The 26841-nt window shown below is 69.6% G+C and carries 21 protein-coding genes, 1 tRNA gene and 4 pseudogenes; 11 read left to right on the top strand and 15 right to left on the bottom strand.

Annotated elements, in window-relative coordinates:
* From ACZ7FF_RS31895 to ACZ7FF_RS31905, 3 genes are all read right to left on the bottom strand, one after another.
* Positions 1 to 1886: ALF repeat-containing protein (locus ACZ7FF_RS31895; RefSeq protein WP_470816560.1), on the bottom strand; the 1886-nt coding region annotated here is incomplete at its 3' end.
* Between the two features lie 290 nt (positions 1887 to 2176).
* Positions 2177 to 3745, bottom strand: coding sequence for a trypsin-like serine protease (locus ACZ7FF_RS31900; protein WP_470816562.1), 1569 nt, complete (start codon positions 3743 to 3745; stop codon positions 2177 to 2179).
* Between the two features lie 55 nt (positions 3746 to 3800).
* Positions 3801 to 4325, bottom strand: a complete 525-nt coding sequence (locus ACZ7FF_RS31905) for a hypothetical protein (RefSeq protein WP_470816563.1) — start codon at positions 4323 to 4325, stop codon at positions 3801 to 3803.
* Positions 4326 to 4754: 429 nt separating this feature from the next.
* Between ACZ7FF_RS31905 and ACZ7FF_RS31910 the strand changes: the two genes are divergently transcribed.
* Both ACZ7FF_RS31910 and ACZ7FF_RS31915 read left to right on the top strand, forming a co-directional pair.
* Positions 4755 to 5270 (top strand): winged helix-turn-helix domain-containing protein, encoded by a 516-nt coding sequence (locus tag ACZ7FF_RS31910; protein WP_470816565.1) that lies wholly within the window; start codon positions 4755 to 4757, stop codon positions 5268 to 5270.
* Positions 5267 to 5899 carry an IS630 family transposase gene (locus ACZ7FF_RS31915; protein WP_470816566.1) on the top strand — a complete coding sequence of 211 codons (633 nt, stop codon included), beginning with the start codon at positions 5267 to 5269 and terminating at the stop codon, positions 5897 to 5899. Before ACZ7FF_RS31910 ends, ACZ7FF_RS31915 begins: the two co-directional genes overlap by 4 nt.
* 263 nt (positions 5900 to 6162) lie before the next feature.
* Here the strand turns inward: ACZ7FF_RS31915 and ACZ7FF_RS31920 are convergent, their stop codons facing one another.
* From ACZ7FF_RS31920 to ACZ7FF_RS31945, 6 genes and pseudogenes are all read right to left on the bottom strand, one after another.
* Positions 6163 to 7950, bottom strand: a complete 1788-nt coding sequence (locus ACZ7FF_RS31920) for an AAA domain-containing protein (protein WP_470816849.1) — start codon at positions 7948 to 7950, stop codon at positions 6163 to 6165.
* A 6-nt stretch (positions 7951 to 7956) separates the two neighbouring features.
* Positions 7957 to 9237, bottom strand: a complete 1281-nt coding sequence (locus tag ACZ7FF_RS31925; RefSeq protein ID WP_470816567.1) for an AAA domain-containing protein — start codon at positions 9235 to 9237, stop codon at positions 7957 to 7959.
* Positions 9238 to 9345: 108 nt separating this feature from the next.
* A pseudogene (locus tag ACZ7FF_RS31930) lies at positions 9346 to 9759 on the bottom strand (DUF7008 domain-containing protein); the annotation flags it as partial.
* A 323-nt stretch (positions 9760 to 10082) separates the two neighbouring features.
* Positions 10083 to 10873, bottom strand: a protein-coding gene (locus ACZ7FF_RS31935; RefSeq protein ID WP_470816568.1) for an IS5 family transposase whose coding sequence is annotated in 2 segments (ribosomal slippage) — positions 10083 to 10523 and positions 10526 to 10873 — 789 coding nt in all. Because the reading frame shifts where the segments join, the coding sequence is not laid out codon by codon here.
* A 177-nt stretch (positions 10874 to 11050) separates the two neighbouring features.
* Positions 11051 to 11587, bottom strand: coding sequence for an NUDIX domain-containing protein (locus tag ACZ7FF_RS31940; protein ID WP_470816569.1), 537 nt, complete (start codon positions 11585 to 11587; stop codon positions 11051 to 11053).
* Position 11588: 1 nt separating this feature from the next.
* Positions 11589 to 12943: pseudogene (locus ACZ7FF_RS31945) on the bottom strand (tetratricopeptide repeat protein).
* A 223-nt stretch (positions 12944 to 13166) separates the two neighbouring features.
* On the opposite strand from ACZ7FF_RS31945, the gene ACZ7FF_RS31950 reads away from it, so the two are divergent.
* The 6 genes from ACZ7FF_RS31950 to ACZ7FF_RS31975 all read left to right on the top strand — a co-directional run bounded on the left by ACZ7FF_RS31950 (position 13167) and on the right by ACZ7FF_RS31975 (position 20041).
* Positions 13167 to 13916: a hypothetical protein gene (locus ACZ7FF_RS31950; protein WP_470816571.1), complete on the top strand. Its 750-nt coding sequence runs from the start codon at positions 13167 to 13169 to the stop codon at positions 13914 to 13916.
* Between the two features lie 79 nt (positions 13917 to 13995).
* The gene (locus tag ACZ7FF_RS31955) at positions 13996 to 14907 is read left to right on the top strand and encodes a phosphotransferase family protein (protein WP_470816573.1); all 912 of its coding nucleotides are present in this window, start codon (positions 13996 to 13998) and stop codon (positions 14905 to 14907) included.
* A 1-nt stretch (position 14908) separates the two neighbouring features.
* A complete protein-coding gene (locus ACZ7FF_RS31960; RefSeq protein ID WP_470816575.1) occupies positions 14909 to 15601 on the top strand; it encodes a class I SAM-dependent methyltransferase in 693 nt (230 codons plus the stop codon).
* A gap of 35 nt (positions 15602 to 15636) precedes the next feature.
* Positions 15637 to 16182, top strand: coding sequence for an HAD domain-containing protein (locus ACZ7FF_RS31965; RefSeq protein ID WP_470816577.1), 546 nt, complete (start codon positions 15637 to 15639; stop codon positions 16180 to 16182).
* A 250-nt stretch (positions 16183 to 16432) separates the two neighbouring features.
* The gene (locus ACZ7FF_RS31970; RefSeq protein WP_470816579.1) at positions 16433 to 17734 is read left to right on the top strand and encodes a hypothetical protein; all 1302 of its coding nucleotides are present in this window, start codon (positions 16433 to 16435) and stop codon (positions 17732 to 17734) included.
* Between the two features lie 609 nt (positions 17735 to 18343).
* Entirely contained in the window at positions 18344 to 20041 is a 1698-nt protein-coding gene (locus ACZ7FF_RS31975; protein WP_470816581.1) for a recombinase family protein, read from the top strand.
* Here the strand turns inward: ACZ7FF_RS31975 and ACZ7FF_RS31980 are convergent.
* The 4 genes and pseudogenes from ACZ7FF_RS31980 to ACZ7FF_RS31995 form a co-directional block, all read right to left on the bottom strand.
* Positions 20006 to 20090: transfer RNA gene (locus ACZ7FF_RS31980), tRNA-Leu, on the bottom strand. The genes ACZ7FF_RS31975 and ACZ7FF_RS31980 overlap by 36 nt on opposite strands.
* A gap of 191 nt (positions 20091 to 20281) precedes the next feature.
* A pseudogene (locus ACZ7FF_RS31985) lies at positions 20282 to 20879 on the bottom strand (aldehyde dehydrogenase family protein); the annotation flags it as partial.
* The gene (locus ACZ7FF_RS31990) at positions 20852 to 21529 is read right to left on the bottom strand and encodes a GntR family transcriptional regulator (RefSeq protein ID WP_470816851.1); all 678 of its coding nucleotides are present in this window, start codon (positions 21527 to 21529) and stop codon (positions 20852 to 20854) included. The gene ACZ7FF_RS31990 and the pseudogene ACZ7FF_RS31985, both read right to left, overlap by 28 nt.
* A 147-nt stretch (positions 21530 to 21676) precedes the next feature.
* Positions 21677 to 22624: a beta-ketoacyl-ACP synthase III gene (locus tag ACZ7FF_RS31995; protein ID WP_470816853.1), complete on the bottom strand. Its 948-nt coding sequence runs from the start codon at positions 22622 to 22624 to the stop codon at positions 21677 to 21679.
* 207 nt (positions 22625 to 22831) lie between these two features.
* Here ACZ7FF_RS31995 and ACZ7FF_RS32000 point away from each other — a divergent pair.
* Together ACZ7FF_RS32000 and fdhD are read left to right on the top strand one after the other, a co-directional pair.
* A pseudogene (locus tag ACZ7FF_RS32000) lies at positions 22832 to 23038 on the top strand (2Fe-2S iron-sulfur cluster-binding protein); the annotation flags it as partial.
* Positions 23039 to 23045: 7 nt separating this feature from the next.
* Entirely contained in the window at positions 23046 to 23894 is an 849-nt protein-coding gene (fdhD, locus tag ACZ7FF_RS32005; RefSeq protein WP_470816582.1) for a formate dehydrogenase accessory sulfurtransferase FdhD, read from the top strand.
* 866 nt (positions 23895 to 24760) lie between these two features.
* Here fdhD and ACZ7FF_RS32010 read toward each other — a convergent pair.
* Together ACZ7FF_RS32010 and ACZ7FF_RS32015 are read right to left on the bottom strand one after the other, a co-directional pair.
* The gene (locus ACZ7FF_RS32010) at positions 24761 to 25285 is read right to left on the bottom strand and encodes an isochorismatase family protein (protein ID WP_470816583.1); all 525 of its coding nucleotides are present in this window, start codon (positions 25283 to 25285) and stop codon (positions 24761 to 24763) included.
* 19 nt (positions 25286 to 25304) lie between these two features.
* Entirely contained in the window at positions 25305 to 25742 is a 438-nt protein-coding gene (locus ACZ7FF_RS32015) for a MarR family winged helix-turn-helix transcriptional regulator (RefSeq protein ID WP_470816585.1), read from the bottom strand.
* A gap of 124 nt (positions 25743 to 25866) precedes the next feature.
* On the opposite strand from ACZ7FF_RS32015, the gene ACZ7FF_RS32020 reads away from it, so the two are divergent.
* Positions 25867 to 26784, top strand: coding sequence for a quinone oxidoreductase family protein (locus ACZ7FF_RS32020; protein ID WP_470816586.1), 918 nt, complete (start codon positions 25867 to 25869; stop codon positions 26782 to 26784).
* Positions 26785 to 26841: the final 57 nt, after the last annotated feature.

Consider the following 26841-nt stretch of genomic DNA (forward strand, 5'->3'; position numbering starts at 1 on the left):
GTGGTGAGGTAGTCGACGACGTCCTGGTCGGTTCCGGTGAGGGCTTCCTCGGCGGCGCCCCTGCTCCACGGCTGACCGCTCTGCATCGTCGCGAGCGCGACCTTGCGGCCGGCCGCGGCGATGGTCTTGAGGTCGGCTCCGGGCTGCGCGGCCTGTGCCGCAAGGGACTTGGCCTGGGTGTCGGTGTCCTTGACCTGCTGGGCGGCAGCGGCGTCCGCGGCTGTCCGCTGGTCCTGCTGGGCCTTGAGGTCCTTGGCCTGTGCGATGCCGGCGTTGGTCCGCTCGGTCAGCTCCTCCGCCTCGATCTTGACGGCGGTGTCATGGGTCTTCTTCGCCTTGGCCACCGCATCGGTGGCGGCGTCCGCCGCCTCCTGCGCAGCCTTGGCGTGCGCCGCGGACTGCTTGGCGGCGGTGGCCGCCTGCCCGGCGTGGGCGGCCGCGTCGTCGGCGTCCTTGGCGGCCTTGTCCGCGTGAGTGGCCGCCGCGTTGGCCGCGTCCTCCGCATCACTGGCAGCGCCGGCAGCCTCTCCGGCCAGCGATGCTGCGGCGTTCGCGGCACGGTTGGCCTCCTGCGCGTGCCGGTGAGCGGCTGCCGCCTCGGCGCCGGCCTCGCTGGAGTGGACACCGGCCTGGTCGGCATAGGTGTTGGCCTGGTCGGCCGCGTCGGCGGCGGCGTCGGCGTTGCTGCCGGCGTCGGCTGCGGCCTTCGCCGCGTTGCCCGCATCAGCCGCCGCATTACCCGCCTGCTTGGCCGCGTCCGCCGCCAGCCGCGCACCCTTGGCCGCGCTGCGGGCATCATCGGCCGCCTTGCGCGCCGCAGAGGCCTTGCCCGCATCGTTGGCCGCGTCAGCAGCCGCGCTCTGCGCCCGGGAGGCCGCCTGCGCGGCACCCACCGCCGCCGAAGCAGCCTGCTGCGCCGCGCTCGCCGCCAGCCGCGCACAGCTGTTCGCAGCGGCCGCAGCGTCGATCGCCTCCTGCGCGGCCTCCGCCGCCTGCTTCGCCGCGGACGCCGCCCGCCCGGCCGCCGCCGCGGCATGCAGGGAATCGTGCTTCGCCGCCTGCGTCTCGGCCGCCGCCTTCTGCGCGGCCTCCTTGGCCAGCTTCGCCGCCGTCACCGCACGCGCCGAAGCATCCTTCGCCGCCTTGGTCTGCGCAGCCGCCTTACTACCCGCCTGCTTGGCCTGCGCCGCCAACTGCGCGACGGTGGCGTGTTCCTGATCGCGGGCGCGCGCCACGTACTGGCCGACCGTGAGGAACTCGTGGATGTCGTCTGTCGTACCGTTCAATGCGATCCGGCCCGCCGCCTCCACGTTCGAGCCGCCCACGCTGATGATCTGCGCGACCTCGACCCGCTCGTCCTGCACCCGCCGATCGAACTGGCCGGTAGACAAGAACGCCTTGATGTCATCCGGCGTCCCGTCCAGCGCGGCCCGACCCGCCTTCTGAACCTCCGGACCGCCCGCATCGATGATCTGCGCGACCTGGACCCGCTGATCCTGGAAATACGGGTCCTGCCAGCCACCGGCCAGGAAGTCCTCCAGGTCGTCCTGTGTGCCATCCAGTGCCTTGCGAGTCGCTTCCTGCAGACTCAGCCCGCCCACGCTTGCAAGCTGAGCCGCTGCGACGCGGTCATCTTGGAAACCGAGGTCGTTCGCCGTCTCGAGAAAGTGGCGTACGTCGTCGTCACTGCCTGTCAGAGCGACTTCCGCGGCAGCCCGCACCTCCGGGCCGCCCGTCGACCACAGATCCAGCACCCGAGCACGATCGGTCACGTCATCGGTAGCAGCACTGCCGCCGTCGGTGGGTGGATTGTCAGCCAGGGCCTGCGGGGCGCTTGCGAGCAGGCCGGCCGCAAGTGCGATGGGCAGCAGAAGCAGACACAGCATGCGTATCGCACACCGTGCCGCTCTCGCAGCGTCCGCGGGTTTCAACTTCAGCAACTGTTACTCCGTCTTGTGTGCCGTCGCGGTTCGTCAGCAGGCATGGCTGACGTAGGTGAATCGGCTAAGGCTTCTTTTCGCAGCCGATGGCGCGAAGGAGATACGCCGGTGGATGCCCTCATCACGCCGCCGATGCGATTACACAGATGGCTCGATTAACGTGCGTGTGGGGCCACCGGAAACAAGGCGGCGGGGCAGCGGTCCATGGGCCGGCACACGGCCCCGCGCGCCGGGTGTCAACTGGCGGGTGCGAGTTGGGTCTCGGTGTGCAGGCCCTTGGCGTCGACGCTGTTGAAGAGGCTGACGTGGCCGTCACTCCAGCGGACGATGATGTCGTCGGCGCTGTTGGCGGCGGTGAAAGTACCGGCGGTGATGACGGCGGCGTCCTTCCACTCCGACTTGGCGGGCCGGATCTTGATCTCGCCGGGCAGGGCCTTGCTCGTCAGGCCGGGGTAGATGGTGGTCTCGCCGTCGATCCAGCGCACCACCAGGTCGTCGGTGGACTTGCCGGTGAAGGAGCCGGTGGTGAGCTGGGTGGCGTAGGGCCAGGTGGTGTTCTTGGCGACGATCTGCGTCTGCTGCTTCAGCCCGTTGCTCTCCAGGTCGCTCAAGACGGAGACGTGGCCGTCCTTCCAGTCCACCAGCAGGTCATCCCGCCGGCCGTTCGTACTGAAGTTCCCGGCGGACAGCTGCTGGGCGTCCTTCTCCCACTCGGTGGTGTGGGGCGGGGCGAGTTGCTTCTCTCCGTGGAAGCCCTTGGCATCCACCGTGCTGTAGAGGGTCATCTCGCCGTCGGACCAGCGGACCACGACCCCGTCGGTGGCGCCGCCGGTATTGGCCGTGGTGAGGTTGAAGGCGTGGGTCCAGATGCTCTTGGCGGGCTGCAGCTGGTGTTCGGCGGTGAACGGATGGGCGGGGTCGTTGCCGCTACCGCCCTGGTAGAGGGTGACCTTGCCGTCGTCCCAGACCACGATCAGGTCCATGTGCCGGGTGCCGCCGGCCGAGCCGCCGGTGAAGTAGCCGGCCGTCATCCGCACCGCATGTTTCCATGGCGCGGCCGCGAAGGTGGTGCTGAAGGCGACCTGCTGCACCCAGCCGGCCAGGTCGTCGACGCGGGCCGCGACCGCCCCGGTGCGGGTCTCGGCCGCATCCGTGCCCAGACAACCGCCCTGCCAGGACAGGCTGCTCACCCCGGCGAGCGCCGTGTGACCGCCGCTGGTGGTGAGGACCGGACCTCCGGTGTCGCCCTTGCAGACCACCGCACCGTCGGATGCGGCTGCGAGATCCATCGTGGTCGGCGCGGTGTTCTGGACGGTGAACGCCGCCGCGTGCACCTGGTCGGGTACCCACTCGTCGTGGGTACGGCCATAGCCCGCGGCCTGCACCGCATCCCCCGTGGCGGGTGCGCTGCCGGCCACCCCGATCGGGGTGACGCCCTTGACCGGCTGGGCCAACTCGGCCATCACCACGTCCCGGTCGCTGCGCGGGGCGAGGCTGACGACCTGCTGGACGCTGCCCCCGATCGCGGCCGTCGTCTTCAGCTTCGGTGCGCCCGCGGCCAAGGGGCTGCCGGGAGTGCCGGTGAAACAGCTCGCCGCGGTGAGCAGCCACTGCGGCGCCACCAGCGTCGCCGAACAACCGTGCTGATCGCCGACATCGAGCCTGGCGGTAGCGGCTGAGACCGCGTCAGGCGCGGTGGGGCCGGATATCGCACCGGCAGGATTGGCGGTCAAGGCCGCGGCAGCCAAAGAGGTGGCGGCAACCAAGCCGCCGGTCCACGCGGCGCGCGGACGAAAGCCAGACATGAAACTTCCTTGCGTGTCGTGCGAAGACAAACGAATGAACAGACGGTCCCGCTGGTCAGCCCGTGACGCGCAGTTCCAGCAGCATCGTGGGCGCGCCGCCGGCGGCACCCTCACCAACGCTCTGGTAGGCGTTCTTGCCCACACTCACGGTCTTGGCGGGCGCGGTCGGGTCGGCCTGGGGCCTCAGATCGGCCTTGATGGGGTGGTCGGTGGTCTCCAGCGCGAACACCCGCGGGAGTTCGAGAGCGAGGTAGCCGCTCTGGGCACTCGTCTTGAAGCAGTAGGCACCCTGGCTGTTGCCGTTCTCGTCCTTCACGGTCAGGACCTTGATCTGCTGGCCGGAGTCGTCGCACGCGGCGAGGGTGATGTGCCCGTCGCCCTTGATCAGCTTGATGCCCTGATCGTGCTGGATATGCTCCGCGTTCGGATACGCGAAGTCCTCCACCGCGGACGGCGGCGTGTCCCCCGCAGGTCCCCCGGTCGGCTGCGGATCGGCAGAAGCGAGCATCGGCGTGCCCGCCAGCGCCAGAATGGCAGCTACCCCCGCGACGGGAAGAATCCTGCGCAGTCGAGGAGTCACCCGAATTCCTTTCCAGGCACGGGCGACGGCATGACGAAATAACATCTGCAGCCCCCATGCACAGATGTAAAGCAAAAATAAGTGGTCGATCCAGACCCTAAAACGCCGTCAGATCCGAGGGCAACGTGACCATCATCATGCACAGTTCACGGAACCCGTACAGCAAATTCACAGTATGACCCGGACATAACCCCGCAAACATCGCACTTTATGAACCAAGGCCCAACGTGCGAGCCCTCGAGCTGCACTGCAGTCATCACGATAGTTTTAGGCTGCATAAACATAGTGAAGTCTTACCGTAAATTAGAGCTGCGGAAGGAACGAGGTAGCCCGCACACGAGGCGGTGGCAGCCCGATATGGCAGCGTGTCTACTGATCTTTTCGTAAGTTCGGTGGGTGTGGTGGGCCTGTGGGTGGAAGGCTGTCCGGGTGGCCTATCGACCTTCCCCCTCGGCTGCCGGCTCCTCTCTTCCTCCTTTGTCGCGGCCGCAGTTGGCCCAGGCACGGCGTGCTCGGGCAGTCGAGTTGTTCGAGGACGGCGTCTCGAACGCGGGGATCGCGAGGGCCGTAGGGGTGTGTAGCGAGAGCGTGCGGCGCCGGCGGCGCGTGTGGGAGCAAGACGGTGCTTCGGCCTTGCGGCGACGGGCAACCACCGGACGCCCGCCCAAGCTGGACGACACCCAGGTCGAGAGGGTCCGGGCCGCGTTGGAGCAAGGTGCCCAGGCTCATGGCTTCGAGGCCGACCTGTGGACTCTGGAACGAGTCGCCACGGTCGTCACCCGGGCAACGGGGGTCGTGCTGTCAAGGGCGTCGGTGTGGCGGCTGCTGACCGGCCGGCTCGGACGGAGCCTGCAACGGCCCGAACGGCGGACGGTCGAGCAGGACAAGTCGGAGATCGCCCGCTGGATCGCGCACGAGTGGCCGCGCATCAAAAAGGGGCCGTGAACACACGTGCCTGGATCGTCTTCCTCGACGAATCAGGCGTCTTTCTACTCCCTCAGATCCGCCGCACCTACTCGCCTCGAGGGCGGACTCCGCTCCTGCGGCACCGCCTGAACTGGAAGCGCACATCGTTGGCCGGGGCCTTGGGCTACCACGCCACCGACCCCGATCGAGGGGCCCGCCTGTGCTTCCGCCTCAAGCCCGGCAGCTACGACACCGCCGGACTCATCGAGGTCCTGGAGCAGATGAAGGTGTTCTACCGCGGCGAGCGAGTGGTCTTGGTCCGGGACGGCCTGTCCGCCCACTGGAGCCGGGCGATGCGGGCCTGGGCCGTCGAACAGGACTGGCTCACTCTGAGGCGATTACCCGCCTACGCTCCCGAGTTGAACCCGGTGGAACTGCTGTGGTCCTCGCTCAAGAAGCGTGAACTCGCCAACCTCGTCGGCGACCACCTCGCCGATGTCGCCGACGCCACCGGACAGGGCATCCACCGCATCAACACCGACCCACAACTGCCATGGTCCTTCCTCACCCATACCGGCCTCACCATCCACCCACCACCCCCACCGAACTTACGAAAAGATGGCACGCCTTCAGTTCCGGGCGCAGGTCGGTCTTGCCGGACGTCTTGAATGACCCGGGTTTCTGAAGGGATTTTTGAACGTCCTGCGGGGACGTGCGGACCCCCGTCCGGTGATCTACAGAAGATCGTTTATCAAAGACCGGGTGCCGGGCGGAGCAGCCCTGTGCGGAACAGCCCGGCGGCGGCGTCCTCGATGTCGGCGCGGGCCGTGGACGGGAAGACGACCCGCCGATGGGTATACGCCACCACCGCCCGCTCCAGACTCCAGTCGGCCGATACCGACTGGAAGATCTCCAGGCACTCGGCTAACAATCAATGCTTGGGACGCAGCCATCGCTGAAGCTTGTCCCGGGAGGTTCTGCCCGCGTCTACGTACCAGAGCTTGTTGTCTTCATCCCAACTGGCATTGAGCTGCGACTTGGCCTCGTCCTTGTACCGGTAGGGGACATTCAGATAGAGACGGCCCCAGACCACAGCTCCAACCTCCACTCCCTCTTCCTTGCCAGGATTCTTGCCGCCGCCGGGGCCCTCTTCCCTCGTGCGCCGCGATGCGTTCCGTGGCTGGTAGACCGGCCTCTCCATACGCGCCTGTTCCATCACCTTCCGCGCCTGAGCGCACGACTCAGGATCTTCAAGTCTCATCATCAGGTCGGTAGGGCCCATGGCCGCCAGCAAGTTGAGAGAGCCGTGCCAGAGCACGGTGTCGTCCACCATGAAGACCTTCTCATGCATGCGCTCACGATAAGTGACCGTGCATTCATAGGACTTGAGCTGGTCGACAAGGCCCTGGTGCCGTTCTGCCCCCGACGGGTCTCGCTGCTCCTGTGGGGAGCGGGTGTGGATCACGATCTCGACGCCCGCTGCGGCTCGCTCAGCGAAGGGCTTCGCCCACTGGCGTACCCGAGTAGGCGACAGCAGAAAGGTGTATATGTCGATGCGGGTTGCGGCTCGCTCGATGTCCCAGCGCACGGCGCGGTCCACCTGGTCGGCGGGGAAGAAGGCCGGACGAGTCAGCTCTTCCTGGGGCAGTTTGGCGAGGTCTGCCGCGCTTCTGATCGGGATCAACTGATCCACGGAGAGGGTCTGGGCGTGCGCCTCCAAGTGGTCGAGCATCACCCGCGCCTCGCTGCGCGCAGGTAGCTTCAAGCGCAGAAACTCCACGTCGGCAATCACGACCAGGTGGTCTTGCGCGCGGCTCAGAGCAACGTTCAGGAGTCGGCACGTCTGCGAGTCGAGTCCCGTCTCCTCGTAGAACCGTCCGAGGCGGTCCCCGGAACCGGCCGCGGTGTCCAGCACCACCACTGGTCGCTGGCTGCCTTGGAAGCGGTGCACAGTAGCGACCAGGCCCTCGTGCTCGGCTCCGAAGCGTTCGGTGAGGGTCTGCCCGAGGGCCTTGACCTGGTCTTTGTAGGGGGTGATCACCGCGAGACGGTCCGTCGCCCGTTCACCCGGTGGGACGTTCTGCCATTTCCTGCCGGGCAGCACGCCGTCGTACTGGAGTCCTCGTACGAGTTCGTGCACGACTGCGGTGTGCACGGGATTGCTGAGGTGGCTGGGGCCGGGAACTCGGTGTCGTGAGGTATCGATCATCATGATCGGCGCATCGACGAGGGTGTTGAACGGGATGCGGCTGGTGTCGTCCCGGCCGGTGGTCAGCGGGGCGTCGGGATAGGCCACCGCGTTCACGAGGGCACAGATCGACGGCCTCATGCGGTACTGGGTGTTGAGTGCGACGAGCCGAGGCTGCTGGAGGACGGTCCCCGCGGGGCTGACCAACCCGGCGGCGCGGAAGGCGTCCGTGGCCGACCAGCGGCGGGCGTGGGCCCTGTCGTCCGGAGTCGCGGCTCGGTCCTCGACCGCCTTGGTGATTGCTGGCAGTTGCCGGAAGTCCCCGGCAACGACGACACGTTTGCCGGCCAGCCCGCCCACGTACCAGGCGGACGGCAGATCGACCATGCCCGCTTCGTCGATCACTACGACATCAGTGCGCTGAAGTAGGGGACGGGACTGGACTGCCTTGGCTACGGTGGTTCCCAGAACCCGGCAGTTCCTGCGAACGGTGTCCGTGATGCGGCGCAGCTCCGCCTCGGCCGCGTCGATGCTCTGCTACACGGCGTCGGCCTGCTTCACCAGGTCCGGGCGGGGTGGCAATCCGGTGAGTCCAGGGGTGAGCTGTGTGATGTCCGCCCTGATGCGGGTGATGTCGGCGAGAGCCTTGCGCTGTGCGGCCTCTGCCGCGCTCCCAGCGCGCTTCGCCTCGGAAACCTGCTGTCCGGCCGCCTGGAAGTCCGAGAGGGCGGCATCGAGCTTGGCCTGCTTCCGCTCGGCACGCCAGCCTGTCGGTTGACCCATGTCCTTGATGCGAAGTGCGAGTTGCCCAGCCGCGATCTGCGCTTGATCGAATGCCTGACGAGCGCTCTGGGCAGCTTTGCCTGCCCTCTCATAAGCCGTACGGGCGGTGGCGAGACCCTCCTCCAGACCCCGTATCCGGTCGTAGAGCGCGATACCTGCACGGACGGCAGTCAGCGTGGCGTTCCATTCCGTCAGCTGGCTCTGCAACTGCTCGGAAAGGCGGGCGGCTATGCGCTCCGGTTCTACGTACTCGCCGTATCGGTCCCGCAGCGACTCGACGTCGATATCTCCGGCTCGTTGCACCAGACCGGCGCCAAAACCGTTCTCCCCGGCCAACAGGTCACAGATCCGCTCAAGCGCCTGGTCGACCGCGACCTTCGTCGGGGCCAGGAAGAGGACGTTGAGTCCCTGCCTGCAGCTGCCTTCGACAATGTGGGCGATCACATCCGTCTTGCCGGTTCCAGGCGGCCCCCACAGAAAGGTGATCTCGCTGGCGAGGGCCTGCTCCACGGCCTGACGTTGACGCGAATTGAGCTTGAGCGAGGACCAGTTGGCCACCCAGCGACCGGGATCGGCATCATGCGCGACCTTCGGACTGCCCAGTCCGATCATCCAGCCGGCGCTCTCCGGTCGCACCGGGTGACCCTCCTCGCCGACCGTGGCCAGCCGTTCCTCCAGGACCCGCCACGTAGCAGAGTCATCGACTCTGAGCTGTACCTGAGCCGGATTCGGACCCAGATCTGCCTCAGTGACGACTCGGATCTTCTGCTCCGAAAGCGGTGCGGCTTCGGCCGGCGCCCAGCTGCCTCGCGACCGAGAGGCACGGATCAGCAGGGGCTTTCCGTTCAAGGCGTCGGGCCAGCGCTTGCACTCGAATTCGTATTCGTAACCCTCACCCGCCCCAGATGTCCTGCGCCCCTCGCGCAGGGACGCCTTCGGGCCGTTGCCACCGTCGCTGCGCAGCTCCGCCGCGACTTCCAGCCGAACCGCACGCATCAACTCGGCAACCGGATGGTGCCGTTCGGCCCCCGTCATCCCGTGGTCCCCCGTTCCCGTCGGCCAGTACAAGGCATGGCCACACGGCGCGACCTTATGCCGTCATGGAAGGTGAGGATGCTGATCCGGCCAGGCGCGCACAGGGCATCAGGGGTGCTTGGGCGCGCAGCGACGCGGCCGCCAGGAAGTCAAGTCGTGTGTGGTTAGTCCATACACACTGAGCAGGTCTTCGAAGTGACGCTGGAACACCTCGAATTGCCCTAGCCTGCCCATTGAATACTCCTGAACCTCCCATCGGCGCATGGAACGGAGCAGTTCCTGTACTCCGGCCAGGAGAGAGGTAATCCGGTACACACTCGGATTTGGTTGCCGACCAACGGCACCGACCAGATCCAGCAGAACGCAAACACGATCGGTTTCGCTCCAGCCGGACCAACCGAGCAGCAGGCCGCCGCCCCCTTCGTCAACAACGTCAGCGTAGGAGATGAAGCGTTCCCGGAAAATGTCCAGCCTGCCTCGGATCGACCAGTAGGACGCGCGCTGGAAATCGGCGCTCACGTACTTGGGCGGAACGGCTCACGTACTTGGGCGGAACGGGGATCCCCAACGCCTCGCCCGTGGTGGCGTCCCGCCAAGTGGTGTAGGGGATCAAGGCGCCGGAATCCGCAGGTCGGAGACGGTGGCTACGCGGGTTCGGGCGTTCGCCCTGCTCCCGCGGGGCGCGTCGCGGACGGCCGCCTTGACGGAGATCGCCACGGGCCTCGAACCGGAATGCGGAGCGCTTGATCCGCTACACCACGTGGCGGGGCACGGCCTCGCCCGTCTCGTCCTCGCGGCGCTGAAGCTCCCACACCCGCTCCCACTGCGCGCGCTTAGACGTCATTTCACTTGGTCAGTCGGCGGTGACATATGAGGGTCGCGGCGATGGCTGTGAAGGCAAGAAAGTTTTCCGGCTTGCGCTCGTAGCGGCGGTGCAGGCGGCGGCAGCCGGACAGCCAGGATATGGTCCGCTCCACCACCCAACGGTGCCGGCCCAGCCGCCGGGACGACTCGATGCCCTTGCGGGCAAGGCGGTGCCGGATGCCGCGGGAAGCGAGCCATCGCCGTCCCTTGTCACCGTGCAGCTTAGCGGGCCGCCGGCGTCGCGGGCCGCGACGTGAGCGGATGGGTGGGATGCCGCGGACCAGCGGGATGAGTGCCTGGCTGTCGTGGAGGTTGGCGGCGGAGATGCCGATCGACAGAGGCAGGCCCTGGCGGTCGACGATGAGGTGGATTTTCGATCCCTTCTTGCCACGGTCGGTCGGATTCGGTCCCGTCAGCTGCCCCCTTTGAGGGCCCGGACGCTGACCGAGTCGATCGCGCACCGCGACCAGTCCAGCTCACCTTGGGCACCGAGTTCATCCAGGACCAGGCGGTGAAGCTTGGCCCACACCCTGGCCTCGGTCCACTCGGTGAACCGGCGGAAGGCCGTCACGCCCGACAGCCCGAAACCAGGCGGCAGTTGGTTCCAGGTGCAGCCTGAAGTGGCCACGAAGGTGATGGCAGCCAGCACCTCGCGGTCCCCTCGCCGCCGGTGCCCTCCGCCCTGAGGGCGGACCGGCGCCGGCGGCACCACCCGCTGGAACAACGTCCACAGGTCTTCCGGTGCCATCCGCTCAACAAGCGCAGCAGTCATCACCCCAGACTGCCGCAAGATCACGCCAACTGAAATGACGTCTAAAGCTGGGGGGCTTCAGACGTCTTGGCCACCCAGCTGCTCGGGAGCGTCGTCTCGGCCGAGCCTGCGCACCGTCGGTCGCAGCCAGCGAAGGCAAGAAGTGCAACGCCTGGACGGCTGGCAGGCATCGTGATCTCACGATGCCTGCCAGCCGTCCAGGGAGACCTCCGATCCGTTGTTCAAGTAGTGATGGAGCGCGCTGGCTGTGGTGTCGACGAAGGCTTCGGGGATGGCGTTGGTGTCGACCCAGAGGACCTGGGAGTGCTTGCGGGGTTCGCGGTTTTCGGGTTCGCCGGTCCATTCGTGTGCGGCAAAGACGACCGTGAGGAAGCCGTTGGGGGCTTCGACGCCCCAGGCGCCATGGATGATGTGGGCGACCTTGAGGGACTCGGGCTTCACTGTGAGGCCGGTCTCCTCGTAGAGCTCGCGGACCGCGGTTTCGGTGATGGGCTCGCCGGGCTCGCTCTTGCCGACGGGGAGGTCCCACATGCCCTGGGCGAACTTGGCATTCTCGCTGCGCTGGAGGAGGACGACGCGGTTGGTGGCCTTGTCGTGGACGATGACGGCAGCGACCAGCAGGGTCATCGATTCGAGCGCCGGCTTGAGGGCCTTGGGCTGGTCGTCGGTCTGCTGGGTCACGGTGTTCCCTTCGTCGGGCGGGTTGTTGGGCATGCTAGGCGAGGGCCTCGCGGGCGCGGCGGGCGAGATCTGCGGCGCCGGGAACGCGGCGGCGCTGGTAGACCGCGAGAGTGGAGCGGATCGACGTGATCGCCTTCCGGGTCCGGTCGGAGGTCATGCCCTCCATGAGGACCAGGGCCTGAGCCCAGGCTGCGACGGCCTCGTCAGCGCGGGCTTGGGCGGCGAGGCTGTCGCCGAGGTCGGCGTGGGTGAGGGCGTGGACCCGCTTGTACTTCTCGGGGTCCTAGCGGGTAAGGGCGTCTCGGTGCTGCTGTTCGGTACCGATGTGGTCGGCGAGGTCTGTCAGGGTGCGGGCGGTGTGGCTGGCAACGGTGCCGGCGGCGGGACCGCTCACGCGGGAGTAGCTGGGCTGGGGGCCATCGTCTCGTAGGAGGGCGTCCTCGGCAGCGAGGAGGGCCCGTGCGGCCGACGGGTTCTCGTCGGTGGCGGCGTAGGCGCGGGCGTGGGTGATGTGGAGGAGCGCCTCGGTCTGACCGTCGACGTGGCCGAGACCTGCGCGTAGGGCGCCTTCGACGAGGTCGACGCAGTGGTGAGGCTGCTTGAGACTCAGGGCCTGGTGGGCGAGGGCGCGCATCATCCAGGCGGCATGGCCGTGGGGGTCGGCTTCGCAGGCGAGCTTGTAGCCGACCTGGTAGTAGCGCTGGGCGGCGCCTTCCTGGCCGAGGTCGTGGTGCTTCCACCCTGCGAGGTAGGCGAGTTCGGCGACGGCGCCGAAGGCGGCCCGGCGTAAGGCTTCGCTGGGGAAGCGTCCGCGCAGCATGGGAGCGGCTGTGTCGGCGAGGTACGCGGTGACGGTGGTCAGGCGTGCCCGCCGCCGAGGCGCTCGTCGGCGGCGCTGAAGGCCGCGGTGATCTGGCGTACGACGTCCACGTCCTCCGCGCCAACCATGGACGTGCCGGTGCGGGCGCGGAGCATGCGGGCGGTAGCTTCGTGGTCATAGACGAGCGGCATGGCGACGCCGGCGGTGGTGAAGGCCGCGAGTGCGAGGAAGCGGCGGCGCTCGACGTCGGCGCGGCCCAGGTCGGTGACGGCGAGGACGGGGTCGGATTCCGCCGACTCTTCGGTATCACCGGCCTGGAGGCCGATTTCGGTCTGGGTGACCGTGCGTCCCGCTCGGCGGGACAGCGCTTCGGCCAGGTACGGACCTACCCGGCCCGAAGGGGTGCGGGTGCCGTTCACCCAGTGCGAGATGGCCGACTTGTTGGTCTGGAGGATCTCGCCGTTCTCGGCGGCGATCCGCCGCACGTCTCGGGCGAGGGCCTCGTAGGTGCAGCCGACCGCGTCGATGGCGTCGCGCAGACGGGAGTTGGGTTCACTCTCCGCCGCCACGATCGCCTCCGTCCTGGAGCTGTAAACCGCGTATACCGCTTCAACTGCCTTCCACCGTACCCACTGAGCGTAACCACCGGTTCACTTGTCAGCAGCCGCACGGAACGGCGTGACCGTGATCCAGGCTCCCCCTTGGTCCGGGCGGCACCCCGAAGTTCCGTACGCCCACACCGGGTTCGGGCATTCCAGTGCCCGAACCCGGCCAATCAGAGACGGAGACACGGTGACCACCATCGACACCACGGCCATCACGGTCGAGCTGCCCGAGGCGTTCGACTCGCGCTGGAGCCGCCTGCCCGGCATCCAGGTCGACGGCCGGCGCATCACGATCGACCCGGCCGAGTACTTCTTCCGCTTCGAGTCGAACACTTGGCTCGTCGCCGACTGGGAGCTGGTCAAGTCCCAGCTCCTGGGGGTGGACGAGACGACCGAGAGCACGGTCGAGCAGCTCGCTCTCGACTTCATCAAGCAGCACAGCGAGTCCACCTCCGACGCCGCCCGCGTCGTGGCCACCGCGTACGGGGTGTACGCCTACCTCTTCCGCGACGAGCACCTGACCGGCCTCGGCCTGCCGCAGATCACCGCCGACCACCTGCGGATGCTCCGCGAGGCCGCCACGCTCATGGCGCTCAACAAGGTCGAGCTGGACGGACACATCTCCAACGTCGGCCCGTGCTGGTTCTTCCCCGCCGCCACCTCCGTCGTCTTCGACCTGGACGACGAGACGGGCGGGATGCTCGACGAGGTCTACCACGGCGGCTGGTTCAACGAGCACCGCCGGATCGAGTCCATCAAGGCCCACGCCGCCCTCGGCGGCCGACTCGTGCACGGCTGCCAGTCCGTGCCGGACCAGTCCGGCGGCGTGGTCGCGCCCTACGGTGCCTCGATGGCCAACTTCCGCGACGACCTCGCCGCGTTCAAGGCGGGCTGGATCGAGCAGGTCTACGCCCACCGCGTGAACCCCGCCGCGTAACCCCACCCGATCAGGCTCCGGGGCGGGCCGGTATCCCTCGCCCGCCCCGGACGCCACCACCCCTCCCCGGAGCCCTCAAGTGACCACGAATCCCAGTGCCGAACTCCTCGACAACCTGCTCACCGCGACCGACCAGACCACCGCCGTACGGGAGGAGGTACGCGTGTGGTCCATGTCCGGCGTCGAGCGCGTCACCTTCCCTGACGGCACCACGGCCGTCTTCAAGTACGCCAAGAAGCCCTTCGCCAGCGAGGACCAGGCCCTCCGCCTGGCCCACACCCTCGGCGTCCCCGTCCCCCAGGTCCACGCCTCCGCCGTCCTGGACGGCTGGCTCGGCATGCTCATGGAGGACCTCAAACCGTCCGTCCGCGAGGCCGACGACCTCGACGGCGTCGCTGCGGCCGTGGTCCTGCACGGCACCCGTACGGCTCCGCCCTTGCCCGTCCTCGACCAGGACCGACTGCGGACACTCCCCGCCCGGGCGCTGGAGCACCTCGAACGGCTGCGCAAGGCTGACCGGTGGCAGGACGCCGACGACGTCGAGGACGCGCTCGACCGTATCTCCCAGGCCGCCGAAGCCCGCTCGGCCGGAGCGACGCTGGAACCGTTCGGCTGGGTGCACTCCGAGTTCCACCCCACCAGCCTTCACATCGGAGAGCACGGCTGGCGGCTGCTCGACTTCGCCCGCGCCTTCACCGGCCCCGGCCTGCTCGACCTCGCCAGCTGGCACGGCACCATCGATCCGCCGCACCCCTTGCGCCTGCGCGTCTTCCTGGAGCAGTACGTCACCGCCGGCGGCACCCCCGACGCCCTCGCCCCGCGCGGCGGGCTCACCGCCGAGAACTGGGCCCTGGGCTGGCACCGCATGTGGGCCGTCGAGTGGTTCATGGAGCAGTCCATCCGCTGGATCAACGACCCGGCCACCGACCCCGCCTACATCAAGGCCGTCCGCCGCCACCTCACCGGCGTCCTCCACCTCCTGGAGATCTGACGTGCTCGCCCAGGCATCCCCCTGGCACGCCCACGCCCTCCAACGCACCGCCGCCGGACTCGCCGAACCCCTGGCCGTACCTGCCCGGATGGAATGGACCACGGGACCTGGCCAAGGACCCGGAGCCGATGCCCTCGGCCCCGACCTGCGCGGCAAGCGACTCCTGGAACTCGGCTGCGGCCCCGGCCACAACGCCGCCCACCTCGCCACCCGCCACGGGGCCCACGTCACCGGCGTCGACCTGGTCGGCCTCCAGGTCCGCCGCGCCCGCTCCCACTACGGGCGGCTGAACAACCTCACCTTCGTTGCTGGCCACGCCCTGCACTGCCTGCACGCCTCTGACGAGCAGTTCGACGCGATCTACTCCGTCTTCGGAGCCATCGGTCTCGTCGCCCCCGAGCTCCTGCTCCCGGCCGTCGCCCAACGCCTCACGCCCGGGCGAGTGCTGGCCTTCTCTGTCCCCCACCCGCAGCGCGGCGGTCGAAGCCCCTCCGGCGACGACCGGCCCCGCCGCGACTTCGTCACCCTGCCCGACCGCACTCGGCTCCCCATCGCCCGATGGGAGTTCGATACCGACCGTTGGGAGAGGCACCTCAGCCGGGCGGGCTTCTGGCTCACTTCGGCCCAGGAGTTCAACGACCCCCGCATGGGCCACTGGCCCACCACCCTGCTGATCCGCGCCCGCAAGCTCTGACCAGCCATTCGCCCCGGCTTCCCCCGGAGGAACCGATGCGCCCGCCTTACCTGCTCCTCGACATCGACGGCGTCCTCATACCCTTCCCCAACGCGGACGGCTCGACCCCAGCCACCCACGCCCGCCACGACGTCGTCCCCACCGGCCGGAGCACCGACAACCCGGTCACCGTCTGGCTCGACCCTGCCCATGGCCCCATGCTCATGGACGTGATCCGCACCGGCCTGATCACCCCGGTCTGGTGCACCAGCTGGCGCCAGGACGCCACCGCCCTCATCGGCCCGCTCCTCGGCCTTCCGACCCTGTCGTACGTCGATCACCCGCGTCCGCAGATCACCACCAGCCACCCCAACGGCTACCTGTGGAAGCGTGACCACGTCGACGCCTGGCTGGGCGACGCCCCCGCCATCTGGATCGACGACGACTTCACCGGCCTCGACCATGAATGGGCGGCGGAGCGCACTGCGAAGGGAACGTCGACCCTCCTCATTCAGCCCGACCCACACCACGGGCTGCAGCCCGAGCACCTGACCGGGCTCACAACGTGGGTCTCGCAGTTACCCACAGCCCGCGCCGCCTGACGCCCTGATGCCCTCGCTGCCACGAGCAGAGAGGGCATCAGAGTGTTGCTCAAGCGTGAGCCGCCTGCGGTCTGTGGCACGTATCGGCGGCGCTGATGTCGGAGTCGGCTGGAACACTGCGGTCGTGATCAACGAGATGACCCCAGACCTTTCTGGTGCTCCCGCCAGCTCCCTGCCACCCAGAGCACAGGCAGAGCTCGCCGGCACCGCCTGGGAAGAGCTGCCGCATGTCTGTACGGGCCGGCACGGTGTGCCTGACACACCGGACATCCTCGGCGCTGTGCTCGCCGCCGACCCGGCCCGCCGGGTACGGGCGGTAGGCGATCTGTATCGGCTGCTCCTCAATCAGGAGCAGGTGTTTCCAGCGACCGCTCCGGCAGCCTTGGTCCTGGCCGGTCTTCTCGACGATCCGCGCACCCTCGCCGAAGACCGGTGGGAGCGCAGGGCCGGTCGGCGGTCGCTTCGCGCCGAACTGCTGAACTGGCTGGCTTCGTTCGCCGACATCGCCCGCCTGGACGTCGAGGGCGGCGTCGGCACGGCGCAGAATCTAGCCGCCGCCCGAACGGCAAGGCCAACACTCCACGACCGCATCGCGGACTTCTGCGACGCCGACGATCCACTGGTGAAGGAGGCCGCGCTCGCGGCCACCGCCCTGCTCCTGGCCGACCCCGCCCTCGCCTCATCCGTACCCCGGTACGCGCCCGCCGTTCGCGAGGTCCTGGCCGTGAGCGCGGACTCGTACTACCGGTGGATCGCCCGGGAACGGCTCGCCGCCTGGGGTGAGGACGTCACCGGTCTCGTCACCGCGGAGGAGGAGCGCCGCGCGGCCCTGGACCGGGCAGGCGAGTTGGCGGAGGACCCGTTCGGCGGCCAGGAGCAGGAGCAGGCGATCCGCTGGCTGGAAGAGCAACCCGAGGACACCGCTGCTCCGGAGCGACTCGGCCGCCGGCGTGAGGACCGGACCGCTCCCATGCCGGCTGCCCTGCACGAGCCAGCACCCGAGCCGCCCGTGGCCGCCCCTGGAAGCGAGGCGGGGTACCGCGGCCCGTGGCGGATCGCCCGGGAGGAGGAGCGCGCCGAGTGGACGTTCACGCCGTACGTAGGAGTCGGCCCCCTGCACTTCGGGATGACCTTGGAGGAGATCACCCGCGTCCTCGGCGAAGGACCGGCCGTCTCGTCCTACTCCCACCACGGCGAAGACCAGCAGCTCAACTACGCCGACTTCACTGAGAGCGGGATCAGGGCCCTCTTTCACGACGGCCGCCTGGGGTGCGTCGCCGCAGACGCCCTCACCGGCCCCCAGGTGAGACTGAACGCAGCCCCGCTGACCGGCTGCGCGCCTTCCCACGTGGAGGACTGGCTCGTCCACCGCACAACACGGCCTGGCAGCCTGGCGTACAGCGTCGCTGGCGATCCGGTCTTCGCCGACCTCGGCCTGGCGATCCGCTCCCAGCGGGCCGGCGACATCGTCCTGACCCGCCCCCTCTTCCTGCTCCACGACTGGCTCGACCTGTGGCACGCACTGCCCAGCGAGGAGTGGAACTGCTCGTGAAGCGTTGTTCGCCGGTCGGCCTCACCTGAGTGCGAGGCCGACCGGAGCGACATCTCGTCCACTCGAGCGATATCGGGGACGTAGACCACCGGCCGAGTGGGGAATCAACGTGAGCAACTCTGCGCTGGCCGGAGTCAGCGGTGTCACCCCTGCATCCAACGCTCCTACCTTCATCCGCCCTTCGCGGTTGACGCAGGTTTCTTCGCCGGGCCTGCCTCCGACAGCTCACCACCCGACGCAGGATGACAAATCTGCCCTGCGACATCCCTATAGGGGACATGCCAGGACAAACAAGTTCTCCGGCTGCGTTGCCCAACTGCACACGTCCCCAGCCTCCGTCCAAGGAGCGCTCGGCCCCGGATGACCCGCGGCAGATCCATGTGGACCTCCCCGAGGAACCACCCAAGGTGACTGAATCCGTCGCAGCCGCTCTCTTGCACCTCCTTCGCGCTCTGCTCACCGATTACAGCCGGCGCCGTTTCTGTGGCGGAGACAGCCAGGAGGAAGGGGCGGCTGCTGGCTCTTCTCACCCTTCCGAGGTACGACAGACCGCCACATGACATCCGCACAGCGCTCCACACCGCGCACGCCCTGGGAGGCCCGCCCTACGTGATCCGTTTCGCCTTCGCCGGACGCTGCTCCACCGAGGACCTTCAAGACCCGGAGGTCTCCAGGAACTGGCAGCTCACCCGCGCCCGCGCCCTGATCGAGCCCGTCGGCGGCCAGATCGTCACCGAGTACTTCGACGTCGGTCACAGCCGCTCCCTGCCGTGGCAGCGTCGCCCCCGCGCCAACGAACTCCTCCAAGCCCTCCGTAACCCCAACCGCGGCTTCGACGCCGTCGTGATCGGAGAGCCGCAGCGCACCTTCTACGGCAACCAGTTCGGCAACACCTTCCCCGTCTTCGTCCACTTCCGCATCCCCCTGTGGGTCCCGGAGGTCGGCGGACCCATCGACCCGGACAACGAAGCCCACGACCTCGTCATGTCCGTCTTCGGCGGCATGAGCAAGGGTGAACGCAACCGCATCAAGATCCGAGTGCGCACCGCCATGGGCTCCCAGGCCCAGCTTCAGGGCCGCTATCTCGGCGGGCGGCCGCCCTACGGCTACCGGATCGCCGACGCCGGGCCCCATCCCAACCCCTCGAAGGCCGCGGCCGGGCAGCTCATCCACAAACTCGAGCCCGATCCCGTCGCCGCACCGATCGTGCAGCGGATCTTCATCATCTACCTCGACGGCATGAGCGACAAGGCCATCGCCACCCAGCTCACCCGGGAAGGCGTCCCCTGCCCCTCCGCCCACGACGCCACCCGCAATCCGCACCGCAAGAAGACCGCATGGCAGCAGGGTGCCGTGCGCGACATCCTCCACAACCCCCGCTACAGCGGTCACGAGGTCTGGAACAAGCAGCGCAAGGAAGAACGCCTCCTCGACGTCGACGACGTCACCCTCGGCCACCGCACCCACATGACCCACAACCCGCCTGATGAGTGGATCCACTCCATTGAGCCCGCCCACGAAGCGATCATCAGCCCCGATCTCTTCGATGCCGCCCGCATCGTGCGCACACAGCGCGCCCGCAACCAGGGACGGCAGGAACGCGCCGGCAAGCAGGGCGCGCGCCCCCACGCCCTGCGCGGCCGAGTCCGGTGCAGCCTATGCGGGCGCAAAATGCAGCCCGCCACCATCCGCAGCCACGTCTACTACCGCTGCGAGTTCAAAGAGGAAGAAGCCGCCCTCTACCCCGACCTGACGCACCCGCGCACCGTCTACCTGCGGGAAGATATCGTGTGCCAGGCCCTGGACCGGTGGATCGCCCGGGCCTTCGCCCCGGACCGGCTCGCCGCCACCATCGAAGCCCTCACCCACGCGAGCGCCTCAGCGAGCGCCGCAGAGCCCCAGACCCCCGTGCAGGCTCAAGCACGCCAGGTGATCAAGGAGTGCGAGCGGCGGCTCGCCCGCTACCAGGCAGCCCTCGACGCAGGAGCCGACCCCAGCGTCGTCACCCAGTGGATCAACGAAGCCCAGCGGGACAAGGACGCGGCACAGAAGAAGCTCGACACGCACACCGCCGTCCCCCGGAAGAAGCAAACCCCGCTCGACGCGCAAATCACTGAGAGTGTTGGAGAGATTGCACAGCGCATCCAGACTGCTGCCGCAGACAAAAAAGGCCCGCTCTACGAAGCCCTGGGCATCACCATCAGCTACGAACACGCAACGAGGACCGCGACCGTAAGGTCGAGGCCCTCGTCACCGTATCGTCAATCGTTGTGTCCGAGGGGGGACTTGAACCCCCACGCCCGATAAAGGGCACTAGCACCTCAAGCTAGCGCGTCTGCCATTCCGCCACCCGGACCAGGTGTCTGCCGCCTTGCGCGGGGCCTTCCCCGCGGCGACATGGACAACAATACCAAGGTTTCGGAGTGCGTTTCACCTGCGTATCCGTGCGGTGGGAGGGCGGGCGGGGGGGGACGGTCCGGGCGTCTTCCGTGGCCGGGTTCCGACAGTGCACCGGTCGGAGTCTTGCGTGTACGGCCGTGACAGTCCCGGCGTGGGCTGGTGCTTCGGGAAGTTGCCCGGCGGGCGCTCCCGACCGGGCCGTGGGTGACCGATCGGATCAGGAGGGCGCCTCTTACGAAGGCGCCGTGCCGGGAGGAGGCACCTAGAGGCCGACGAAGAGTTCGTCGCGGTCGCCACGGGAGCGGGGCGTGCCGTGGCCCGTCTTGAGGGCGCGGATCTGGGGGGCCAGTCGGTCGTAGGTGGCGCCGTCGTCGGTGGAGAGGGTGGCGGCCAGGGCTCCATTGGACGCGTTTATGGCCGCCAGCAGTTCCGCCCCCGTGTCGACCTGGGACGGCCAGGACTATCGTGTCCACCGGCCCGGAGGGTTCCGCTTGGTATTGGCGGGGACGAGGGCGGTGCGGTGGGGCGAGCGGCGTGAAGGGGTGGGCAGTCGGTCGTGTCCTGGCCCGGGAGGATGCGGGAAGGCACGGCGGTCCAGTCCATGGTCTTTGCCCACCTGGTCCGTGAGCTCCTCGGCCTTCGCCGCGTTGGTCAGTGGGCCGGGGTCGGGGCGGTGGAACTGGGCAGGCGCGGCCTCAGGACGTCGCGGGTGGCGCCTCAGGACGTGGCGTGGGTCTGGTACGTGCGGCGGGTGTGCTCGGTGTGGGTGCGCATGATCTTGGTCGCGCGCTGTTCGTCGCGGGAGGCGATGGCCGCGATCAGTTCGCGGTGCTCGATCCAGGACTGGCGGCCGCGCAGACGGGCCACGGGGGTGTAGTACCAGCTGGCCCTGCGGTCGACCTGAGCGGCGAGGCCGGACAGGACCGTGTTGCCGGCCAGTTCCATGATCTTGGCGTGGAAGCGGGCGTTCAGGGCGACGGCGCCTTCCACGTCGTCGGCGGCGACGGCCTTCTCGCCCTCCTGGCACAGCTCTTCGAGGACGGCGATGCCCGCGCTGCCCGCGTTCGCCGCGGCGAGCCGGGCCGCCTCCGTCTCCAGGAGGGTGCGGACGGTGAGGAGCTGGTCGGCCTCCTCCTCGGTCGGCTCGTGCACGAACGCGCCCTGCGCGGGCCGCAGATCGACCCAGCCCTCGGTGTTGAGCCGCTGCAGCGCCTCGCGCACCGGCTGCCGGGAGACGCCCAGGTGTCCCGCGAGTTCGCTCTCGACGAGATGCTGGCCGGGGCGGAGCGCGCGGGTGCTGATGAGTTCGAGCAGGGCCTCGTACACGCGATCGCGCAGCGGGCCTGGCCGTTCCAGCTTGGGTACCGACCCCTGCGGCAGTCCGGCGGACAACATCACGGTCCCCCCTCCCGGCGGGCCGTACCCGGCCGGGCGCCGCGAACGCCGGTGTCGATTGTCTTTCGTCTACAGGCTACTGCCCACAATCGCCCGGGGAAGCGGGACTGGTACGCGTCACATCGTCGTGCGGGGCCCCGTCACAGGTCACGGGCAGTGCACGACCTGGCCCGCGTACGAGAGGTTGCCGCCGAAGCCGAACAGCAGCACCGGGTCGCCGCCCGAGAGCGCCCCCTGCTCGACGAGCTTGGAGAAGGCGAGCGGGATGCTGGCGGCGGAGGTGTTGCCCGACTCGGTGACATCACGGGCGATCACGGCGTTGACGGCGCCGATCTTCGCGGCGAGGGGTTCGATGATGCGCAGGTTGGCCTGGTGGAGGACGACGCCGGCGAGTTCCTCGGGGGCCACCCCGGCCCGCTCGCAGGCGCGGCGGGCGACGGCGGGCAACTGGGTGGTGGCCCAGCGGTAGACGCTCTGGCCCTCCTGCGCGAACCGCGGGGGCGTGCCCTCGATCCGGACCGCGTGCCCCATCTCGGGCACCGAGCCCCACAGCACGGGCCCGATCCCGGGCTGCTCCTCCGGCGCGCAGGCCTCGACCACGGCGGCCCCGGCGCCGTCGCCGACGAGGACGCAGGTGCTGCGGTCGGCCCAGTCGGTGACCTCGGACATCTTGTCGGCGCCGATGACCAGCGCCCGGGTGGCCGCGCCGGCGCGGACCGTGTGGTCGGCGGTGGCCAGGGCGTGGGTGAATCCGGCGCACACCACGTTGACGTCCATCGCGGCGGGCCCCGGGATGCCGAGCCGGGCCGCGACCCGGGCGGCGGTGTTCGGGGACCGGTCGATCGCGGTGGAGGTGGCGACCAGGACCAGGTCGATGTCGGCGGGGGTGAGTCCGGCGGCGGCGAGGGCCTTGGCGGCGGCGTGCGCGGCCAGTTCGTCGACCGGCTCGTCGGGGCCCGCGAGGTGCCGGGTGCGGATGCCCACCCGGCTGCGGATCCACTCGTCGCTGGTGTCGACCATGGCCGCCAGGTCCTCGTTGGTGAGCACCCTGGCGGGCTGGTAGTGGCCGATGGCCGCGATGCGCGAGCCGTTCATGACGGGGTCCCCCTCGTTGCCGTGGATAGCGGGATTCATCAGTCTGATCAGTGACTCGCGGGTACGAGGGCAGGTGAAGCCACAGGAAACGGGCATCCGAGTTGTCGGCTTCCCTCAGGCCCCAGAAGGCCCCGAAAGGCCCAGGAAGACCCGTCGGCCCGGTGGAGTACGTCTTCCTGGGCCTGAAGGCCAGCGCGTGCGCTCGGCATGCCGGCGGCGGGTACCTGGGACGAGTCGGGGCAGACGCGCACCATGACGGTGTGTGCCTACCGCGGAGCGGGCTGCGGTCTCACCCTCCATGTGCAGGACAATGAGATCGTGAAGGTCACCTCGCCGCACGACAGCCCGGTGGCCCACGGCAATCTCCGCATCAAGGGCCGTTTCGGCTACCAGCACGTACAGAACCGGGGCTGATCAGAACATGGGACGAGTCACGGAACGACGCAAGGTCCTCCGGATCCGGGACGGGGCCGTCTCCACCCGGCCGGACACGCTCGTCGCCGAGGAACCCCTGGAGATCCGGCTGAACGGCAAACCGCTCGCGATCACCATGCGCACCCCGGGCGACGACTTCGCGCTGGCGGCGGGCTTCCTGGTGAGCGAGGGCGTGCTGGCCGCCGCGTCCGACCTGCAGAACATCGTCTACTGCGCGGGGGCGACCGCGGACGGTTCCAACACCTACAACGTGGTCGACGTGAAGACCGCACCGGGCGTCACCCTGCCGGACTTCTCGCTGGAGCGGAACGTCTACACCTCCTCCTCGTGCGGGCTGTGCGGCAAGGCGAGTCTGGAGGCCGTGCGGACGACCGCCCGCTGGCCGATCGCCGACACCCCGCCCGTCCGGGTCACCCCCGAGCTGCTGGCGAGCCTGCCGGACCGGCTGCGCGCGGCCCAGCGGGTGTTCGACCGGACCGGGGGGCTGCACGCGGCCGCCCTGTTCACCGAGGACGGGGAACTGCTGGACATACGGGAGGACGTGGGCCGACACAACGCGGTCGACAAGCTGGTGGGGCGGGCGCTGCAGCAGGGCGGCCTCCCGCTGTCGCGGGCGCTCCTGCTGGTTTCCGGGCGGGCGTCGTTCGAGCTGGCACAGAAGGCCGTGATGGCCGGGATCCCGGTGCTGGCGGCGGTGTCGGCGCCGTCGTCGCTCGCGGTGGACCTGGCCGCGGAGAGCGGCCTGACGCTGGTGGGCTTCCTGCGGGGCGCCTCGATGAACGTGTACGCGGGCGAGGACCGGATCGCCCTGCAGCAAGCGGCCACCCAGGGCTGACCGCCAGCACTGACCGCTCCACCCGGGCACGGTGACGGAGCCCGGCCCAGCGAACAGCGCCCCGGGGCCTCGCCTCGGCCGTACAGCCGCCTCGATCGGCGAGCGGCTCCGTCGCGAGGGCTCCCCCGGGCCGCGGGACCCGTCTGCGGGGGATTCGGTCGCGGAGCCGCCCCGGACGCCGGGTCGGCTCGGTTGCCGGATGGGCTCGAACTCGGGACGCGTTCGGGCTCAGGACGCGTTCGGGCCCGGACTGGGGGCGGGCTCGGTTGACAACTGGGGACGGGCTCGGTTGCGGGATGGGCTCGAACTCGGTACGCATTCGGGCTCGGTTGAGGAATGGGCTCGGACTCAGGACTCAGGACTCGGGCCGGGCTCGGGATGGGTTCGGACTCCGGACGAGCTCGGCCGCCGCCGCGCCCGGCGAACAGCGCCCGCCTGCGCCCCGGGGCTCCACCTCGGCCGTACAACCGCCTCGGCCAGGCCGCCACCTCGACCGGGCAACCACCTCGATCGCCGGGCCCGCTCCGGCGAGGGTGCCCCGGGGCCCCGCCCCGAACTCGGCCACGAGCCCCGCCTTGCACTCGGCCGTGAACCGGCTCGGCTCAGGGCGCGAACCGTACCTCCGCCGTCGTGACCACGGTCCCCAGCCGGGGGAGGTCCAGCCGGACCGACGCCTCGTGGCCCCGAACTCGGCCACGAGCCCCGCCTTGCACTCGGCCGTGAACCGGCTCGGCTCAGGGCGCGAACCGTACCTCCGCCGTCGCGACCACGGTCCCCAGCCGGGGGAAGTCCAGCCGGACCGACGCCTCGTGGCCCCGAACTCGGCCACGAGCCCCGCCTTGCACTCGGCCGTGAACCGGCTCGGCTCAGGGCGCGAACCGTACCTCCGCCGTCGCGACCACCGTGCCCAGGCGCGGGAAGTCCAGCCGGACCGACGCCTCGTGTTCGGCGGCCGTGAGCGCCGCCATCGCGTCGGACACGAAGACGAGGTCGTAGCCGAGGTCGGCGGCGGCGCGTGCGGTGGACTCGACGCCGAGGTTGGTGGCGATGCCGGCGAACACCAGCGTGGTGACGCCGCGTTCACGCAGCCGCTCGTCCAGGCCCGTGCCGAGGAAGGCGCCGATGGTCCGCTTGACCACCTCCAGGTCGCCGTCGCGGAGCAGGCCGGGCACCAGCCCGCTGCCGGGCGGCTGTTCGGCGACGCCGGGCCGCTCGGTCCGGACCACCGCCACGGGCGCTCCGGCCGAGCGGAACGCGGCCGCCAACTCCTCGGCTCGCGCGAGGGCGTCGAAGCCCTTGTGGGGTTCCAGGGGCAGCGCGACGATGCGTTCCATCAGGTCGACGAGGAGGAGGGCGGTGCGCTGCGGATCGAGCACGGGAGCTGCGGTCATGACGGAACGTTAGCCGTCGTCAGCCGTCCGTGCCGGAAATCCGGATCAACAGGCCCGTGAACTGATCGCGTTCGGCGGCCGTCAGCGGGGCGAGCAGCTCGTCGTTGGCCGCGCGGGCCGCCCGTTCGCAGCGCGCGAGGAGCCGGGCGCCGTCGTCGGTGAGGGACACGGCGTTCTTGCGCCGGTCGCGGGGGTCGGGGGCGCGGACCACCAGGCCCGCGGACTGGAGGTCGTTCAGGACGCCCACGACGTCCTTGGGGTCGAGGCCGACCCCGCGGCCGAGGTCGGCCTGGGCGACGGGGGCGAGGTCGCGCACGGCGGACAGGACCACGTGGTGCCACATCTTCAGGCCCTCGGCGGCGAGGGCGTCGGCGACCAGGGCGCGGCCCCGCGCGGCGGCCCGGCCGAGGAGCCAGCTGGGCAGGGAGCGGATCGCGGACAGGGGGGCTTCGGCCATGGGGCCCAGCCTATCCAGAATCGTTGGACTTCCCCACGAACGGCCGCTACCGTTGGGCCTCCCAACGAAATCGTGGGTACTCCCAACGATCGATGTGGCCGGGTCGCCCGGCCGTGGAGGTGCGATGCGTCGCGTCCGGTACGAGTCCGCCGGCGGCCCGCTGTTCCTGGAGGAGGCCCCCGTCCCGGAGCCCGGCCCCCGGGAGCTGCTGGTGCGCTGCGAGGCGGTCGGGGTCACCCTGCCGGTGGTCCGCAAGGTCACCGAGGCCGCCGAGCCGATCCCGCTGGGCGGTGAGCTGGCCGGTGAGGTGGTGGCGGTCGGCGATGAGGTGACCCGGTTCCGTACGGGCGACCGGGTCACCGGGCTGTGCTTCGGCCACGGATACGCCGAGTTCGCCCTGCTGCGGGAGGACATGACCAGTGCGGTGCCGGACGGCGCCACCGCCGTGGATGCGGTCGCGCTGGTGCGCGGCGGTCTGGTGGCGCTCGGCGCGCTGACCGCGGCCCGCCCCGAGCCGGGTGAGTCGGTCCTGGTCACGGCCGCGGCGAGCGGGGTCGGGCAGCTCGCGGTGCAGCTCGCGCGGGTGCGGGGCGCGGGCCGCGTGGTGGGGGCCGTCTCCGGCCCGGCCAAGGCGGGGTTCGTCCGCTCCCTGGGCGCGGACGGGTGCGTGCACTACGGCGAGGACGACTGGGGGAAGCCGTTCGACTGCGTCCTGGACGCCGTCGGCGGCGATCTGCTCACGCCCGCGCTCGCGTCACTCGCCCCGCACGGCCGGCTGGTCGCCTACAGCTCGGGCGGCGGCACCGTCCGGGCGTACGACCTGCTGGTGGGCGCCAAGTCGGTGATCGGCTTCCAGATGGCGCTGATCGCCCGGGGCCGGCCCGAGTTGTACGAGCGGTGGCGCCGGGAGCTGTGGCGGCTGTTCGCAGAGGGCGCCGTCCGGCCCGTCGTGCACGCGGAGTTCGGGCTCGACGAGGCGGCCCGGGCACACGCGGTGATCGAGACGCGGGCCAACCTCGGCAAGGTCGTCCTGCGCCCGTAAGTGCACGCACGCTTCTTGTGGGGTGCGGGAGGCGCAACTACCGTCGATGGGGCGCAC

This window comes from Streptomyces sp. NPDC037126, assembly GCF_055605965.1.

Bases quoted from the DNA above. Each gene is read 5' to 3' on its own strand.
- ACZ7FF_RS32010 (WP_470816583.1), bottom strand. From the start codon at position 25,285: ATGACCGCAGCTCCCGTGCTCGATCCGCAGCGCACCGCCCTCCTCCTC.
- ACZ7FF_RS31925 (WP_470816567.1), bottom strand. From the start codon at position 9,237: ATGACGGGGGCCGAACGGCACCATCCGGTTGCCGAGTTGATGCGTGCG.
- ACZ7FF_RS31900 (WP_470816562.1), bottom strand. From the start codon at position 3,745: ATGTCTGGCTTTCGTCCGCGCGCCGCGTGGACCGGCGGCTTGGTTGCC.
- ACZ7FF_RS31940 (WP_470816569.1), bottom strand. From the start codon at position 11,587: ATGCCCAACAACCCGCCCGACGAAGGGAACACCGTGACCCAGCAGACC.
- ACZ7FF_RS32020 (WP_470816586.1), top strand. From the start codon at position 25,867: ATGCGTCGCGTCCGGTACGAGTCCGCCGGCGGCCCGCTGTTCCTGGAG.
- ACZ7FF_RS31965 (WP_470816577.1), top strand. From the start codon at position 15,637: ATGCGCCCGCCTTACCTGCTCCTCGACATCGACGGCGTCCTCATACCC.
- ACZ7FF_RS31990 (WP_470816851.1), bottom strand. From the start codon at position 21,529: ATGTTGTCCGCCGGACTGCCGCAGGGGTCGGTACCCAAGCTGGAACGG.
- ACZ7FF_RS32015 (WP_470816585.1), bottom strand. From the start codon at position 25,742: ATGGCCGAAGCCCCCCTGTCCGCGATCCGCTCCCTGCCCAGCTGGCTC.
- ACZ7FF_RS31995 (WP_470816853.1), bottom strand. From the start codon at position 22,624: ATGAACGGCTCGCGCATCGCGGCCATCGGCCACTACCAGCCCGCCAGG.
- fdhD (WP_470816582.1), top strand. From the start codon at position 23,046: ATGGGACGAGTCACGGAACGACGCAAGGTCCTCCGGATCCGGGACGGG.